Origin of the sequence: Mesorhizobium sp. BR1-1-4 (genome assembly GCF_020165375.1) — a bacterium.
In the GTDB taxonomy this organism is placed as follows: Bacteria; Pseudomonadota; Alphaproteobacteria; order Rhizobiales; family Rhizobiaceae; genus Mesorhizobium; species Mesorhizobium australicum.
The window spans coordinates 254,725-271,536 of record NZ_JAIUIB010000004.1 but is presented as its reverse complement, the minus strand read 5'-3'; the positions used below and the strand labels follow the sequence as shown (position 1 = coordinate 271,536).

General features: G+C 62.8%; 14 protein-coding genes. 5 read left to right on the top strand and 9 right to left on the bottom strand.

Annotated features, from left to right (window positions below; all coding sequences use genetic code 11):
* Positions 1-241: 241 nt before the first annotated feature.
* Positions 242-2,494: a DNA topoisomerase IV subunit A gene (gene parC, locus LB571_RS10455; protein WP_015318278.1), complete on the bottom strand. Its 2,253-nt coding sequence runs from the start codon at positions 2,492-2,494 to the stop codon at positions 242-244.
* A gap of 331 nt (positions 2,495-2,825) precedes the next feature.
* On the opposite strand from parC, the gene LB571_RS10450 reads away from it, so the two are divergent.
* Positions 2,826-4,016, top strand: coding sequence for a hypothetical protein (locus LB571_RS10450; protein WP_140823680.1), 1,191 nt, complete (start codon positions 2,826-2,828; stop codon positions 4,014-4,016).
* A gap of 223 nt (positions 4,017-4,239) precedes the next feature.
* Here the strand turns inward: LB571_RS10450 and aspS are convergent, their stop codons facing one another.
* Complete coding sequence (aspS, locus tag LB571_RS10445; RefSeq protein ID WP_224594634.1) at positions 4,240-6,027, bottom strand: aspartate--tRNA ligase; 1,788 nt, start codon at positions 6,025-6,027, stop codon at positions 4,240-4,242.
* Positions 6,028-6,249: 222 nt separating this feature from the next.
* Here aspS and LB571_RS10440 point away from each other — a divergent pair, with 222 nt between their 5' ends.
* From LB571_RS10440 to rnd, 3 genes are all read left to right on the top strand, one after another.
* Complete coding sequence (locus LB571_RS10440; RefSeq protein WP_140823681.1) at positions 6,250-6,624, top strand: avidin/streptavidin family protein; 375 nt, start codon at positions 6,250-6,252, stop codon at positions 6,622-6,624.
* A gap of 163 nt (positions 6,625-6,787) precedes the next feature.
* Positions 6,788-8,032, top strand: coding sequence for an MFS transporter (locus LB571_RS10435; RefSeq protein WP_140874321.1), 1,245 nt, complete (start codon positions 6,788-6,790; stop codon positions 8,030-8,032).
* Positions 8,033-8,107: 75 nt separating this feature from the next.
* A complete protein-coding gene (rnd, locus tag LB571_RS10430) occupies positions 8,108-9,259 on the top strand; it encodes a ribonuclease D (RefSeq protein WP_015318283.1) in 1,152 nt (383 codons plus the stop codon).
* A gap of 47 nt (positions 9,260-9,306) precedes the next feature.
* Here rnd and LB571_RS10425 read toward each other — a convergent pair whose 3' ends face one another.
* From LB571_RS10425 to LB571_RS10405, 5 genes are all read right to left on the bottom strand, one after another.
* Positions 9,307-9,726: an MAPEG family protein gene (locus LB571_RS10425; RefSeq protein WP_224529863.1), complete on the bottom strand. Its 420-nt coding sequence runs from the start codon at positions 9,724-9,726 to the stop codon at positions 9,307-9,309.
* A gap of 25 nt (positions 9,727-9,751) precedes the next feature.
* Positions 9,752-10,294, bottom strand: coding sequence for a hypothetical protein (locus LB571_RS10420; protein ID WP_224594283.1), 543 nt, complete (start codon positions 10,292-10,294; stop codon positions 9,752-9,754).
* 31 nt (positions 10,295-10,325) lie between these two features.
* Entirely contained in the window at positions 10,326-11,828 is a 1,503-nt protein-coding gene (gene guaB / locus LB571_RS10415) for an IMP dehydrogenase (RefSeq protein ID WP_015318286.1), read from the bottom strand.
* Positions 11,829-11,963: 135 nt separating this feature from the next.
* The gene (locus LB571_RS10410) at positions 11,964-12,419 is read right to left on the bottom strand and encodes a PIN domain-containing protein (RefSeq protein WP_224594281.1); all 456 of its coding nucleotides are present in this window, start codon (positions 12,417-12,419) and stop codon (positions 11,964-11,966) included.
* Positions 12,416-12,661, bottom strand: coding sequence for a type II toxin-antitoxin system Phd/YefM family antitoxin (locus LB571_RS10405; RefSeq protein WP_140617089.1), 246 nt, complete (start codon positions 12,659-12,661; stop codon positions 12,416-12,418). Before LB571_RS10405 ends, LB571_RS10410 begins: the two co-directional genes overlap by 4 nt.
* 241 nt (positions 12,662-12,902) lie before the next feature.
* On the opposite strand from LB571_RS10405, the gene LB571_RS10400 reads away from it, so the two are divergent.
* Positions 12,903-14,324, top strand: a complete 1,422-nt coding sequence (locus LB571_RS10400) for an MFS transporter (RefSeq protein WP_224594279.1) — start codon at positions 12,903-12,905, stop codon at positions 14,322-14,324.
* A gap of 134 nt (positions 14,325-14,458) precedes the next feature.
* On the opposite strand, the gene LB571_RS10395 is transcribed toward LB571_RS10400, so the two are convergent.
* Both LB571_RS10395 and LB571_RS10390 read right to left on the bottom strand, forming a co-directional pair.
* Complete coding sequence (locus LB571_RS10395) at positions 14,459-15,256, bottom strand: RlmE family RNA methyltransferase (RefSeq protein WP_015318290.1); 798 nt, start codon at positions 15,254-15,256, stop codon at positions 14,459-14,461.
* Between the two features lie 25 nt (positions 15,257-15,281).
* Entirely contained in the window at positions 15,282-16,700 is a 1,419-nt protein-coding gene (locus tag LB571_RS10390; protein ID WP_263484414.1) for a Ppx/GppA phosphatase family protein, read from the bottom strand.
* Positions 16,701-16,812 lie beyond the last annotated feature (112 nt).

Here is a 16,812-nt window from a genome sequence, read left to right as displayed (position 1 = left end):
GGTCAGTTATGCACCGATATAGTGCAGCAATCGTGACGATACTCCAAATGGTGATGGCGGACCTGCCAATCTCCCCGCTCGTGGGGAATCTCCTGCAGGACAGAGGGGGGCGTGAACCTCTGATCTGATCTTAAGGACCGAGAATTGCGAGAGGTGTAGCCAGCCATTTGATGCGCTGGCGGGACAGCGCCTCCTCTGGCCAGCCGGCCATTTCCCCCACGAGGGAGGAGATCGGCAGCTTCTAGCCGAACTTCCCAGTCCTTGGGAATCCCTTAGGCACCATCCGTCCCGCCGACGCCCGGGCGCCGATCCATTCAGCCAATTCCTCGCGCGACCGGGTGAAGGTACGGTCGGCCGAATCCTGCCAGGAAAGACCGGTTTCCAGCGTGAACGGCTTGAGGTCGAGCAGGCCGCCGTCCTTGTATTTCTGCAGCCGCACACCCTTGCCGCGACCCATCTCCGGGATTTCCGAGAGCGCGAACACCAGCATCTTGCGGTTCTCGCCGACGATGGCCAGGTGATCGCCGGTGACCGGCACGCAGCGCTTGGCCTCGTCCGGCGCCTTGACGTTCATCACCTGCTTGCCCTTGCGGGTGTTGGCGACCACCTCTTCCTCGGGAACGATGAAGCCGTTGGCGTCGAAAGAGGCGAGCAGCAGCTTGCGCTTGGGATCGTGGACGAAGGCGGTGACGATGTCCTGGTCATTGTCCATGTCGACGATGATGCGGATCGGCTCGCCATGGCCGCGGCCGCCCGGCAGCCGGTCGGCGCCGATCGTGTAGAACTTGCCGCCGGTCGTGAAGACCAGAACCTTGTCCGTCGTCTGGGCATGGAAGGCGAGCTTGAGGCTGTCGCCCTCCTTGAAGGTCAGCGTCGAAAAATCGGCCAGATGGCCCTTCATCGCCCGCAGCCAGCCTTTTTCCGAAACCACCACGGTGACCGGCTCGCGCTCGATCATGGCGTGCGCGATATCGGTCAGGTCGTGCTCGGGCGCGTCGGCGAACTGCGTGCGGCGCTTGCCGAGCTCGGTCTCCGGACCGAACTTGTCGCGAACCTGAGTGACTTCCCACTTGATGGTCGACCATTGCTTGGCATCGGACGCCAGCAGTGCCTCGATCTGCTTCTTCTCCGCGGTCAGGCCGTCGAATTCCTTGCGGATCTCGAATTCTTCCAGCTTGCGCAAGGCGCGCAGCCGCATGTTGAGGATCGCTTCGGCCTGGGTGTCGGTGAGCGACCAGCGGGCCATCATGACCTGCTTGGGCTCATCCTCCTCGCGGATGATCCTGATCACCTCGTCGATGTTGAGATAGGCGATCAGGTAGCCGGCAAGGATTTCCAGCCGCCTCTCGATCTCGCCGAGGCGAAATTTCGAGCGACGGATGAGGACGTCGCGGCGGTGGTCCAGCCATTCCTGCAGCACGCCCTTCAGCGACAGCACGTTGGGCACCTTGCCGCGCGACAGCACATTCATGTTGAGGGGGAAACGGCTTTCGAGCTCGGTCAGCTTGAACAGCGATTCCATCAGGATGCCTGGGTCGACCGAACGGCTCTTCGGCACCAGCACGACGCGGATGTCCTCGGCGCTTTCGTCCCTGATATCCTCGAGCAGCGGCAGCTTGCGGGCCATCAACAGCTCGGCGATCTTCTCGATCAGCCGCGCCTTCTGCACCCCATAGGGGATTTCGGTAACGACAATGCTCCAGGTGCCCCTGCCCTGGTCTTCCTGGTTCCATTTCGACCGCACGCGAAACCCGCCGCGGCCGGTCTCATAGGCTTCGAGGATCGAGGCACGGCTGTCGACGATGATGCCGCCGGTCGGAAAATCCGGGCCCTGGACGAAATCCATCAGCTTCGCCACCGGCGCATCACGATGCTCGATCAGATGCAGCGCCGCGTCGCAGAGCTCGGCGGCATTGTGCGGCGGGATCGAGGTCGCCATGCCAACCGCGATGCCGGACGAGCCGTTGGCCAAGAGATTGGGGAAGGCACCGGGGAGCACGACCGGCTCCTCGTCTTCTTCATTGTAGGTCGGCCGATAGTCGACCGCGTCCTCGGTGATGCCGGCAAGCAGGTCGGTCGCCACGTCGGTCATACGCGCTTCGGTGTAGCGCATGGCGGCGGCGTTATCGCCGTCGATGTTGCCGAAATTGCCCTGGCCGTCGACCAAGGGGTAGCGCATCGAAAAATCCTGCGCCAGCCGCACCAGCGCATCATAGATCGACTGGTCGCCATGCGGGTGGAACTTGCCCATCACCTCGCCGACGATACGAGCGCATTTGGCGAACCCCTGGTCGGGGTTGAGGCGCAACAGGCGCATGGCGTGCATGATGCGGCGATGGACCGGCTTCAGTCCGTCGCGCACATCCGGGAGCGCCCGGTGCATGATGGTCGACAAAGCATAGGCGAGATAGCGCTCTTCCAGCGCCTTCTTCAGGTCGACCGGTTCGATATGATCGCCGCCGCCATTGTCAGGCGGCAAAAGCCTTTTTCCCATGGGCTGCACCTAGCCGAGCGGGTGATTCGCGGCAAGAGGCGCGCACCGGGCCAGTCGATTTGCGCGCAATTCTGCAACAGAAAACCGCAAGGTCGAGGTTGCCGGCCAACATCAATCTGTTACATGCCGCATCTATTGCGAAGCACGCTGGCGGCCCGACCTTCATGCCAAATTCACTGCATTCTCCAATAGCGGTCGGATCGGGTTTGCCTTTCAGCGCGATTTTCGACCATTGTGCCGGGACACGCCTTTCTCCCGTCCAGTTCGTCACGGAATGGTGATGGCGCAAAGAATTGAAAAATAATTTCAGGACACTCTCAGGGACCTTGCGATGACAATCAACCGCTCAACTCTCCGGAAATTCGCACTTTCGACCTTCTTGCTCACGCTGCCGCTGAATGCGGCCCTTGCCCAGGACGCGGCGGTCGCGGACCGGCTGAAGGCAGCACTCTCCGCCCAGGGCGTCGACATCTCTTGGACCGGCGTGACCGGCGACAACACCAGCATGGTGCTGCAGGGCGTGTCCGTGAAACCGGCCGCGGAAAAGGAAGCGCTGACGATCGGCGACGTCAAGCTCGAGAACATCACCGAAGCCAATGGCGGCTATGATATCGGCACCGTGTCGACCTCGGCCTTCGAACACAGCAAGGACGGCGTCACCCTGGATCTCAGCCCCTTCGTCATCCACGACATGACGGTGCCGGCCGACGGCTCCACCAGCCCGCTTGGCTCGCTGATGATGTACAAATCCGCTGAACTCTCGAACATGACGGTCAAGGTCGCCGACAAGACCGCTTTTTCGATGGACGGGCTTGCCATCCAGATCACGCCGCCCGCCGACGGCAAGGCGATGGAATTCACCGCCAACACGGAGAAATTCACGGCCGATCTCTCGCTGGTCGAGGACCCCAAGTCCAAGGAGGTCATCAACGCGCTCGGCTACCAGAACATTTCGGGCAATCTTGAAATGGCCGGCACCTGGCAGCCGTCGGACGGCAAGATGGAGCTGTCGAAATACGACATATCCGTCGAGAATGCCGGCACGCTCGGCATGACCTTCGACCTCGGCGGCTACACGATCGACTTCATCAAGTCGCTGCAGGAAATGCAGAAGAAGATGGCCGCACAGCCGGAAGGCGCCGACAATTCGGCGCAAGGCATGGCCATGCTCGGCCTGTTGCAGCAGCTTTCGTTCAACAGCGCATCGATCCGCTTCGACGACGATTCGCTGACCGGCAAGGTGCTGGACTATGTCGGCAAGCAGCAGGGCATGTCGGCCAAGGACATCGCCAACCAAGCCAAGGCAATCGTGCCGTTCGGCATGGCGCAGCTCAACAATCCCGAGCTGACGGCCCAGGTTACGGCGGCGGTCAGCAAATATCTCGACGATCCGAAGAGTCTCGAAATCTCGGCCGAGCCGCCGGCATCGGTGCCGTTCGCGCTGATCATGGCGGGCGCCATGTCCAACCCGCTCGACCTGCCGAAGACGCTCGGCGTGACCGTCAAGGCGAACGAGGACTGATCGAATTAGCTGCCTTCTCCCCGTCACTATACGGGGAGAAGGTGCCGGCAGGCGGATGAGGGGCAGCGCCGACGCTTGCGAATATGAATTCCAGTCTGGATTGCCTGTCAGAAGGCCTCGGCTGCTACGATCGCTCGCAAATCGCCAGCATCCGCGCTGCCCCTCATTGTCCTGCCGGACATTTCTCCCGGTATAGTGACGGGGAGAAATGGCAGTTGCACCGTCAGTCCTTCTTCACCGGCGCGACACGCAGCGCCAGTTCGCGAAGCTGCTGCGGCGAGGCTTCCGACGGCGCGTTCATCAACAGGTCGTAAGCCTGCTGGTTCATCGGGAACATGGTGATTTCGCGCAGGTTCTTGGCGCCGACCAGCAGCATGACGACGCGGTCGACGCCGGCGGCCATGCCGCCATGCGGCGGCGCGCCATATTGGAAGGCGCGGTAGAGGCCGCCAAAGCGTTCCTCGACCGTGGCGCGGTCGAGCCCGACCGTCTCGAACGCCTTGACCATGGTTTCGGGCAAATGGTTGCGGATACCTCCACTGGCGATCTCGAAACCGTTGCAGACCATGTCGTACTGGAAGGCCTTGATGCCGAGCAGATCCTCGCCGTTCAGCGCATCGATGCCGCCCTGCGGCATCGAGAACGGGTTGTGGGCGAAGTCGATCTTCTTCTCCTCCTCGTTCCATTCGAAGAACGGGAAGTCGACGATCCAGCACAGTTCGAAGCGTTCGCGGTCGACGAGGTTCAGCTCCTCGCCGGCACGGGTGCGCGCCGCGCCGGCGAACGACACGAACTTCTTCGGATCACCGGCGACAAAGAAAGCGGCGTCGCCGTCGGCAAGGCCGAGTTGCAGGCGGATTGCTTCGGTACGTTCCTCGCCGATGTTCTTGGCGAGCGGGCCGGCGCCTTCGAGCTTGTCGCCTTCCTTGCGCCAGAAGATGTAGCCCAGCCCCGGCTGGCCCTCGCCTTGCGCCCAGCTATTCATGCGGTCGCAAAAGGCGCGGCTGCCGCCGGTCTTGGCGGGAATGCCCCACACCTCGGCCTTCGGATCATTGGCCAGGATGTTGGCGAACACCTTGAAGCCGGAATCGCGAAAATGGTCGGAGACGGCTTGCATCTCGATCGGGTTGCGCAAGTCCGGCTTGTCGGAGCCGTATTTGCGCATGGCGACATCATAGGGGATGCGCTGGAATTTCTGCGTCACCGGCTTGCCGTTGGCGAAGGTCTCGAAGACGCCGCGCATCACCGGTTCCATGGTCGACAATACGTCGTCCTGCTCGACGAAACTCATTTCGAGGTCGAGCTGGTAGAATTCGCCGGGCAAGCGGTCGGCGCGCGGGTCCTCGTCACGGAAGCAGGGCGCGATCTGGAAGTAGCGGTCAAAGCCCGACACCATGATCAGCTGCTTGTATTGCTGCGGCGCCTGCGGCAGCGCGTAGAAGGTGCCGGGATGAATTCGCGACGGCACCAGGAAGTCGCGCGCGCCTTCCGGCGACGAGGCGGTCAAGATCGGCGTCGAGAATTCGGTGAAGCCGACCTCGCCCATGCGCTTGCGCATCTCGGCGATGATCTTCGTGCGCGCCACGATGTTCTTGTGCAGTGTCTCGCGGCGCAGGTCGAGGAAGCGGTATTTCAGCCTGATGTCCTCGGGATAATCGGGCTCGCCGAACACCGGCAGCGGCAATTCCTTGGCCGCCGACAACACCTCGATCTCGCGGGCGAAAATCTCGATCTCGCCGGTCGGCAAATTGGCGTTGACCGTCTCGGGCAAACGCGCCTTGACCTCGCCATCGACGCGGATCACCCACTCGCCGCGCAAGGTCTCGGCGACCTTGAAGGCGGGCGAATCGGGATCGGCGACGATCTGGGTCAGGCCGTAGTGGTCGCGCAGGTCGATGAACAGCAGGCCGCCATGGTCGCGCACGCGATGCACCCAGCCCGACAGGCGAACGGAATTGCCGACGTCGCTCTTTCGCAACTGGGCACAGGTATGGCTGCGGTAACGGTGCATGGTCATGGATAAAAGTCCGGGATTGTGAGTGGCGGGCCAAAGCATCGCAGCCCGGCCCAAAATTTGCGCGAAAAGCGCATGAGAGGCATGGTTTGTCAAGGCAAAGGGACGAAGGGGCGATCTCTCAGCTTGGAACTTCGGCTTTCAATTTATGGCCGGTCATGTGGCGGAACGGTGAACCGCCTGTCGCGTTAGCGCATGATGGACTGAGAGGAGGCAAACGTGTTTTCCTGGAAGGGCACTTGGCGCAATCAATACGGTTCGGTTGTAATTATCGAGGACGATAGTGAGGGTTTGATCCGCGGTGTCTTCAAGACAGCGTTGCCCGACAGCAGCTTTTCCGGGATGGAAGTGCCTCTTCACGGGGCCGCTCATGGAGATGTGATCGGCTTTACTTCCGCGGCGTCAGGAAAGACGGGGCCTGCGGCGGTCAGCTATACCGGCATTTTTCGAGACGGCAAGATCGAGATGTTGTGGCACACGGTGGCTGGACTGGCTCTTTCAGCCGATGCCGAGGGTGAGCCCGCAAAGCTGACCACGGTTGGAACATGGCGCGCCTTCGGGACCAGCCTAGACACTTTCGAGCGCGTCGATTGATACTTTGACCGATTAACCGGCGCTGCGGTCGCCATCGACATCTGTTTCATCCGCCGAGCTGAATTCGGGCCGAGGCCTTGCCGCCTTTTCATTCGCAAATGCCGCTGGCATCGACGGAGACGATGGTCCAAAAAGGATCAACGATGAGCGGCTGTATTCCTTTATGTCCTCCATCCGTCCCCTGATCCCGCTTCTTCTCGCCGCAGGCATCCTCCTCGGCGGCAATGGGCTGCAGAGCACGCTGATCGCGCTGCGTGGCGCGCAGGAAGGGTTTTCGGCTTCCGACATTGGCCTGATGGGCACCTTCTATTTCGCCGGCTTCCTGCTCGGCTGCCTGGCCATTACCCGCATCATGAAGGCGGTGGGCCATATCAGGGCGTTTTCGGCGCTGGCGGCGATCGCCTCCGTCGGCACCTTGCTGCTCGTGCTGGTTCTCGATCCGGTGATGTGGTGCGCGGTGCGCTTTGCCGGCGGCTTCTGTTTCGCCGGATTGTTCACCATCGTCGAAAGCTGGCTGAATTCCGGCGTCACCAACCGCGACCGCGCCCGCGTGCTGGCGATCTACCGGATGGTCGATACCGGATCGGTGACATCAGCCCAGTTCCTGATTCCCGTCTTCGGCGCCGGTGGCTTCACCATCTTCGCAATCATGTCGATCATGATCACGCTGTCGTTGGTGCCGGTCTCGCTCGGCGACCGCTCCAACCCGACGCCGCCGGAAGAGGTCAAGCTCGATCTGGCCCGCGTCTGGCGGATTTCGCCTCTGGGCTGCTTTGGCTGCATCGCCGTCGGCGTCACCAACAGTGCCTTTCGCACCTTGTCGCCGGTCTATGCGGAGCAGATCGGCATGTCGGTCGGCGATGTCGTCACCTTCGTCAGCGTCGGCATTTTCGGCGGCGCCATCATCCAGTATCCGCTCGGTTACCTCTCCGACCGCTGGGATCGGCGCCGGGTGCTGCTGATGACGACCTGCTGCGCGATGCTTTCGGCTCTGGCGCTGGTGTTCATCGCCGGCAGCAACCCGCTGCTCAACTTCATCATCATCTTTATCTTCGGCTGTTTCGCCATGCCGCTGTATTCGCTGTCGGCGGCACATTCCAACGACCGCGCGGATGCCGGCGAGTTCGTGCTGATCAACGCCGCCCTGATGCTGTTCTACTCCTTCGGCGCTATTGGCGGCCCTTTCGCGGCCTCGACCGCGATGCAGTATTTCGGGCCAAGCGCGCTGTTCGTCTTCAGCGCCGTGGTCTACGCGATCTTCATTGCCGTCATCCTCTACCGCATGCAGGCACGCTCTGGAGTACCGGCGGGCAAGCGCAGCCGCTTCACGGCGCTGTTGCGCACGTCGACCATTTTCGCGCGGCTGGCGAGGAGAAATAGTGATCCAGACAGTCCGGAAGGGCCGTGACGGTGGCGCCACAGCTTGACGAAAGCCTTCCCGGCTGAAATCTAGGAAGACCCTACTCCTGCCAAAAGCGATTTGATGCACGTCATCACCACCCAGAAAGAACTCGAGACCGTTCTCGCCGCTTTCGAAAAGTCGGATTTCGTCACCGTCGACACCGAATTCATCCGCGAAACGACCTTCTGGCCAATCCTGTGCCTGATCCAGATGGCCGCGCCCGGCGTGACCGCGCTGATCGATCCGCTGTCACCTGACATCGACCTGGCTCCCTTCTTCAGGCTGATGGCCAACGAGGCGGTGGTCAAAGTCTTCCATGCGGCGCGCCAGGACATCGAAATCATCGTCCATCTCGGCGACCTCGTTCCGCACCCCGTGTTCGATACCCAGGTGGCGGCGATGGTCTGCGGCTTCGGCGACAGCGTTTCCTACGATCAGCTGGTACAGCGCATCACCGGGGCGCGGCTCGACAAGTCGTCGCGCTTCACCGACTGGCGCCATCGGCCGCTGTCCGACAAGCAGCTCGACTACGCGCTGGCCGACGTCACCCATCTGATCGAGGTCTATCAGCACCTCAACGCCGAGCTGGCGCGGGAAAACCGCGCCCACTGGCTGAATGAGGAGATGGATGTCCTGACCTCGCGCGAGACCTACGATCCGCACCCCGAGGATGCCTGGAAACGGCTGAAGATGCGGCTTCGCAAGCCCCAGGAGCTGGCGATCGTGCAGGCCGTGGCGGCGTGGCGCGAACGCGAGGCGCGCGAGCGCGACGTGCCGCGCGGCCGTGTGCTCAAGGACGACGCGATCTACGAGATCGCACAACAAGGACCGCGCGATGCGCCAGCCCTTGCCAAGCTGCGCACCACTCCCAAGGGATGGGAACGCTCCTCGACGGCGACGGCATTGCTCGGCGCGGTCAACACCGCGCTCGCCCTGCCCAAGGAGCAGATGCCGAAACTGCCGAAAAACTTCCAGCCGCCCGAGGGCTCGAATGCGGCCGCGGAACTGTTGAAGGTGCTGCTCAGGATCGTCGCCGAAAAACAGGGCGTCGCCTCGAAGGTGCTGGCCTCCAGCGATGACATCGATCGCATCGCCGCCGAGGGCGAGGATGCCGATGTGCCCGCGCTGCAAGGATGGCGGCGCGCCGTGTTCGGCGAACACGCGCTGAAGCTGGTACGCGGCGAGATCGGCATCAAGTTCGACAATCGCAAGATCGCGGTGTTCGATCTATAGGCGCCGGCCTTTCCTCTTCCTTTTTCGAGAAGGTGATTAGGCGCAGCTCATACGATCGCGAGCAAGTGCAGGGCCAGCCAGATCCAGCCCAGCGCCAGCACCACCGCGCCCAACACGAAGGAGCGGTTGCGCACCAGCAGCTTGTTGCTGGTCAGGTGAAACCAGGCGTGAAAATAGCGCGACGCGACAAAAATCCACATCAGTGCGAGGGTGATGTAATTGACGCCGTTGGTCATGTGCAGTGTCAGGCACAGGACGTAGAAAAGCACCGGCAGTTCGAATTGGTTGATCAAATTGTTCGCGACGGTGGCAGTAGAGGCCGGCTCGGTCGAACGAACCTTGTACTGGCCGACCTTGGCTTCACCCGACTTGACAGCAACATAGCGGCGCCGGCCCATGACGATATAGACGATGTAGATCAGCAGCACGTGAGCCAGCACAGGCCAGAAGATCGTGGTCTGGTTCATGAAGCCGCCCCTGCCCTGCTCCGCTTCAACTCCGACGTCTTTGGCCTGCCAGCCAGAAAGCGGCAATGACGATGACCGGGACGGCGAGAAGCGTGAATTTGGTGACGATCAGCGCCGAGGCAAAGGACAGCGAGTCCGGATTGGCGTAGAGGAAATCGGACAGAAGGCGCGCCACGGCGATGTTCTGGGCGTAGTCGGCGAGCGTATAGGGCAGCACCAGGACCAGCGCGAAGACCGCCTGCATCTGCGCCGGCAGCACGCGGAAATTCTTCAGGCGCCGGCCAGTTGCCAGGATCAGGCTGACCAGCGTCAGCGACAACAGCGCCGGAAACAGAAGATCGAAGGTCAGGTAGTGCCAGACCAGGATGATCTCGCTGCCGCGCCGGCCAAGCGCCGTAAGCCAGGCCATGCCTTCGTCGGGCGTGAATCCGAAATAACGCATGTCGAGCGAAGCCAGGCCCCCGCTCAGTCGACGGAAATAGAAGAACTCCATCCCCGTCATGGCGACAAAAACCGCCGCCGAGAGGAAGCAGAACGCCCCGACATGGCGCGACAAGCGCAGCACCATGGCGGTCAAGTTCCCCCAAAGTCCGGAAGAATCAGGCTCCGCCGGGATAGTTGGGGCTTTCGCGGGTAATCGTGACGTCATGGGCGTGGCTTTCACGAAGTCCGGCGTTGGATATGCGCACAAAGGTGGCGCGGTCGCGGAAATCGGCAAGGTCGCGGCCACCAACATAACCCATAGCGGCTTTCAGCCCGCCCGCAAGCTGGTGCAGCACGCCAGACACAGGTCCTTTATAGGGAACCTGCCCTTCAATGCCTTCCGGCACCAGTTTCAGCGTGTCGCGCACCTCGGCCTGGAAGTAGCGATCGGCGGAGCCCCGCGCCATGGCGCCGACCGAGCCCATGCCGCGATAGGCCTTGAAGGAGCGGCCCTGGTGCAGATAGACCTCGCCCGGGCTTTCGTCGGTTCCGGCAAGCAGCGAGCCGATCATGGCGGCACTGGCGCCGGCGGCGAGTGCCTTGGCGAGATCGCCGGAATATTTGATGCCGCCGTCGGCGATCACCGAGGCGCCTGATTTGTGCGCCGTCTCGACCGCCGACATGATGGCCGAAAGCTGCGGAACGCCGACCCCGGCCACAATGCGGGTGGTGCAGATGGAGCCCGGACCAATGCCGACCTTGACGGCGTCGGCGCCGGCGTCGATCAGCGCCCGCGTGCCTTCCGCGGTGGCGACGTTGCCGGCCAGGATTCGCACGGAATTGGAAAGCTTCTTCGCCCGCGTCACCGCGTCCAGCACGCGCTGCGAGTGGCCATGCGCTGTGTCGATCACCAAAAGATCGACGCCGGCCTCGATAAGACGCTCGGCGCGCTCGAAGCCGTCATCACCGACGCTGGTGGCGGCCGCGGCGCGCAGGCGCCCCTGCGCATCCTTGGTGGCGTGCGGGTTGAGCTGCGACTTCTCGATGTCCTTGACCGTGATCAGCCCGACGCAATTGCCCGTTTTGTCGACCACCACCAACTTCTCGATGCGGTGCTGGTGCAGAAGCCGCTTGGCCTCGTCCTGGTCGACGTTCTCCTTGACCGTGATCAGGTTCTCACGGGTCATCAATTCGTAGACCTTTTGCGCCGGATCGGAAGCGAAGCGCACATCGCGGTTGGTCAGGATGCCGACCAGCCGCCCGGTCTTGTGGCCACCGGCGCCGCCATTCTCGACCACCGGAATGCCCGAGATCGAATAGGTGCGCATCAGCGACAATGCGTCGGCGAGCGTGGCGTCGGGCCCGATCGTGACCGGGTTGACCACCATGCCGGATTCGAATTTCTTGACCTGCCGCACCTGCTCGGCCTGTTCAGCGGGCGAGAAATTGCGATGGATGACGCCGATGCCGCCGGCCTGCGCCATGGCGATGGCGAGCCTTGCCTCGGTGACCGTGTCCATCGCCGCCGACAGGATCGGCACGTTGAGATCGATGTCGCCGGCGATGCGGGTGCGGATGTCGGTCTGGCCGGGCATGACCTCGGAATGACCGGGCTGCAAAAGCACGTCGTCAAAGGTCAGCGCCAGTGCGCCGGTAGACGTTTCAATGATTTTTGCCATGACCAGCCCTTTGAATGCGAAAAAGCGCTGGACCGGAATGGACAGCGCCGACTCGTTATTCCCTTTCAGGATTGGCGGTGGCTGGTAACACGTCGCGGGACGGATGAAAAGCCGATCGTTGCGTCGTTCCGCGTTCTAGTCGCCAGACTTCCCCGCTAGAGCATCAAGCAATGGGTGACGCGGCGCTGCGAAAGGACTGACGACAGTGACCGCGCCCCATGTGAAGCCGTCTTGCAGATCTTCCGAGACCAGCAGCCGACAGCCAGCTTGCGAGGCCGTGGAGAGAATGACCGAGTCCCAAATGCTGAGTCGATGATCGGTAGCCAGATCAGCGGCCATCATCATCACGTCCTGCGTCGTCGCGGCAACGGAAAATGCGTCGCTCCAGCTCAGAAGGGCATCCCGTGCCTCCAGGGGCGGTCTTCCTGCTTTGCGGACCAAAACGTTGAAGAGTTCACCAAGAACCTGAACAGGAATAACCGCGTCATCTTGCCGGAGATCGCGCAGCAATTCGAGAATGATGTCGCGCTTCTCCGCACCGCTCACCCCTTCCGCGTAAGCAAGGATATTCGTATCGAGCGCGATCTTCAATGCTCGTCCTCATAAAGCTCATCGCGCGTCCACTGCCCGGCATTCATGACAGGCTGGCGCTCAAGGCGCGACAACAACGCCGCGCGCGATCGGGCAGCCACACCCTCCTGATGATCCGCGGGCACGATCCGAGCGACCGGACGCCCGTGACTGGTCACCACGTAGCTTTGTCCTTCGCGAACGCCGCGCAGTAGGAGAGAAAACCTGCGATTGGCATCGGCCGCCGAAACACCTTTTTCCATGGCAATGTCCCCATAGTAGTTATATTCACTACAATAATGATGTGTGTCGTTCCATGCAAGGTGTCCCTTGCCTGGCAGGGATCTCTGCCGGCATGGGGCATGCCAAAGCGAAAGGCCGCATCCTTGCAGTCGCACAAAAGTGACAGCAATTTAACACGACATCACCCTCTGGCCGTGATAACCGCCCTGCGTGCCGGCTTGCCCCAGCCGACGACACAGAGAATCAGTCCGGACGCGTCTTGTGAACCGCACCATTCCGCTTATATTGGCGGTCGCTCTCTTCATGGAAAACATGGATTCGACCGTCATCGCGACATCGCTGCCGGCGATCGCCATCGACATCCACACCAGCCCGATCGCGCTCAAACTGGCGCTGACGGCCTATCTGGTGTCGCTGGCGATCTTCATTCCAATCAGCGGCTGGATGGCCGACCGCTTCGGCGCCAAGACCATCTTTCGTGCCGCGATTGCAGTGTTCATTGCCGGTTCGGTGGGGTGCGCCCTCTCCGGTTCGCTGCCCGCCTTCGTAGTCGCGCGTTTCCTGCAAGGCATTGGCGGCGCCATGATGACCCCGGTCGGGCGCCTGGTTCTGGTGCGCGCCACGCCCAAGAGCGAACTGGTCGCCGCCATGTCGTGGCTGACCGTTCCCGCGCTGGTCGGCCCGCTGGTGGGTCCGCCGATCGGCGGCTTCATCACCACCTACTTCACCTGGCACTGGATCTTCCTGATCAACGTCCCGATCGGCCTGATCGGCATTTGGCTTGCCACTCGCTTCCTGCCGGAAACCGAGGCAACCGAGACGCCGCCGCTCGATTTCGTCGGTTTCGTCCTGAGCGGGCTGGCCGCTTCAGGCGTCGTCTTTGGCCTGTCTGTGGTCAGCCTGCCTTATCTGCCGCCGGCCACCGGCTTCATCACGATCGCCGTGGGACTGCTGTCGGGCGGGCTCTACCTCATGCATGCGCGCCGCGCCAAAAATCCGCTGCTGGCGCTCGAACTGTTCCGTAACCAGGTGTTCCGCTCGTCGGTGCTTGGCGGCTCGCTGTTTCGCATCGGCATCGGCGCCGTGCCGTTCCTTTTGCCGCTGATGTTCCAGATCGGTTTCGGGCTGACACCGTTCCAGTCCGGCATGATCACCTTTGTCTCGGCGATCGGCGCCATTGGTATGAAATTCGTCACCGCGCTGATCTTCCGCGTTGTCGGCTTTCGCCGCGTGCTGATCGTCGGCTCGCTGGTCGCCGCCGCATCGATCGCCATCTACGGCCTCTTCACCCCCGAAACACCTTACGCGCTGATGCTGGCCATATTGCTGGTCGGCGGCTTCATCCGCTCGATGTTCTTCACCGGCGTCAACGCGCTCTCCTATGCCGAGGTGTCGGCCGAGGATACCAGCAAGGCAACGCCGATCACGGCGGTGTTCCAGCAGCTCTCGATCGCGCTCGGCGTGGCGCTCGCCGGCGGCATTCTGGAAGTCTCGACCTCGATCCATGGCGGCCCGCTGACGCTGCGCGACTTCCATACCGCCTTCTTCATCGTGGCGGCGGTGTCGGCGGCGGCGTCGCTGTCGTTCATGCGGATGGCGCCCGACGCCGGTAACGCCGTCTCCGGCCATGGCCGGCTGACGACGCCGAAGACGCTGGAACCGGTCAGATCGCCGGGAGAGTGAGGCAAAGTCGCCGCAGAGCGATCAGCCGTCGGCGTGTCCCGGCCCTTCGCTATGGCTCCGGGCGCTCGAGTCCTTCGGAACGTCCACTGGACGTTCCGATCCGCCTGGCGGCGGACCGGCGGGGGGCTGGCCTTTCAGCCGTCGGCGTCCCCCGGCCCTTCGCTATGGCTCGGGGCGCTCGAGTCCTTCGGAACGTCCACTGGACGTTCCGATCCGCCTGGCGGCGGACCGGACTCTCGCCCCTTAAAATCCTTGGCTAGCAGATAAAGCTCGACCGATTCATCGCGTGAGGCCGGCGGCTTGACGTGATGGACGGAGCGGAAATTCTTCTTGAGCATCGAGAGCAATTCATTTTCGGCGCCGCCCTGGAAGGTCTTGGCGAGGAAATGGCCGCCCGGCTTGAGGACCGAGAGCGCGAAATCGGCCGCCACCTCGCACAGATGCATGGTGCGGATATGGTCGGTCCGCTTGTGGCCGGTGGTCGGCGCCGCCATGTCGGACAGCACGACATCCGGGTCCCCGCCCAACGCTTCGGCCAGCCTTTGCGGCGCGTCGGCGTCCAGGAAATCCATCAGCAGCACCGGCGCACCGGGCACGGCGTCCATTTCGAGATAATCGATGCCGATGACATGCGGGTTTTCGGCCGTCGATTTCGTGCGCGCGGCCGCGACCTGGCACCAGCCGCCCGGGGCGGCACCCAAATCGATTACTTTCATGCCGGGCTTCAAGAGGTGGTGCTTGTCGTCGATCTCGATCAGCTTGTAGGCCGCGCGCGAGCGATAGCCGTCGGCCTTGGAGCGCTGGACATAGGGATCGTTGATGTGGCGCTGCAGCCAGCGGCGCGACGATTCCTTCAGGCCGCTTTTCTTCTTGATCCGCGTCTTCAGCACGCGAATGCTGGCGGATCCTGGCTTTTCTGGTTTCTTCGTCATTGCCTGATTTCTTGTTTGAGCATGATCATGATGCCCTGGCACGCCCGTCATTGCGCCAGACGCCGTCATCGGCCATCAGCTCACTCAATATTCCTTCGCGCAAGCCCCGGTCGGCGACGCGCAGCCTCTCCGAGGGCCAGACGGCGCGGATTGCTTCGAGGATGGCACAACCGGCCAGCACGAGATCGGCGCGGTCGGCGCCGATGCAGGGGTTGGCGCAGCGCTGCTGGAAATCCCAGCCGACCAGTTTCTCCACCATGCGGTCGACGCTGTCGCGGTCCATCCACAGGCCGTCGACCCGTCGGCGATCGTAGCGCTCGAGGTCGAGATGGACGCCGGCCAGCGTCGTCACCGTGCCCGAAGTGCCCAGCAGATGAAAATTCGGGCTGGCCTTGAGATGGCTCAACCGATCGCGGCCATCGAAAGCGGCCAGCCTGCCGGCGACGTCGTCGACCATGGCGGTGAATATCTCGCGCGTCACGGTGCGGCCGCCAAAGCGTTCCGCCAACGAGACGACGCCGACCGGCAGCGAGGTCCATGAGACGATGTGATTGGCCAGCCGCGGCGAACGGCGGCCGGTGAGATCGATCAGCGCGATCTCGGAAGACCCGCCACCGATGTCGAACAGGACGACGCCCTGCGTGTCGCGCTCGACCAGCGAACCGCAGCCGGAAACCGCGAGACGGGCTTCGGTCTGGCGGTCGATGATCTCGAGCTTCAGGCCGGCTTCGCGTTCGACGCGATCGAGGAACTCCACGCCGTTTTCGGCTGTTCGGCAGGCTTCGGTGGCGATCAGCCTTGCCTTCCTGATCTTGCGACCGCGCAATTTATCGCCGCAGACCTTCAGCGCCTCGACCGCGCGGTCCATCGCCGGCTGGCCGAGCCGGCCATTGGCGGTGAGCCCCTCGCCCAGCCTGACGATGCGCGAGAAGGCATCGATGACGCGAAACTGGCCGTGACGCGTGGGAACGGCGACCAGCAGCCGGCAATTGTTGGTGCCGAGGTCGAGCGCGGCGAAGACGGGAAGCTCGTGCACCGGGGGCCGGCGGTGGCCTTGCTCCGGACGCGGCATTGCAACGGCGGGCGAGATTGTGACAGCGGCAACAGGCTTCAAATCCACCGCCGCGACATGAGCCTTGCCTTGCACCGGCGATTGATTGTCCCCTGGGCGCGCCTCGTCACGCGCAAAAACCTTGCGTCCACGCCTTCGCTTGCGCCGTTTCTTGGGCTTGCCCTTCTGGGTCGCGTCGCCAGCCTGCCCATTCACGGAGCGAGGCTCCGTTGGGCGGCGTTGCTGCCAACCGGCTGTCCCCGGGCCTGATGGCCCCAGGGAAGCGCTGGACGCGCCCACCTCCGGCGCGCCTGCGCCGGTGTCGCGGTCTTCCACTGTCGTTCCTTCCGGCGCCGCGCGAACCGGTGAAGGACGCAGCAGGCGCTTTGGCATGTTTCAAGTTGCCGCCAGACTAACAGCGCCGTGCCCGATCACCAAGAGCCGCATGCTGAATTTTGCCGGCTGGGTGCGCGGGCCTGTTTTTGCACTGGCGTAATGTACCGGC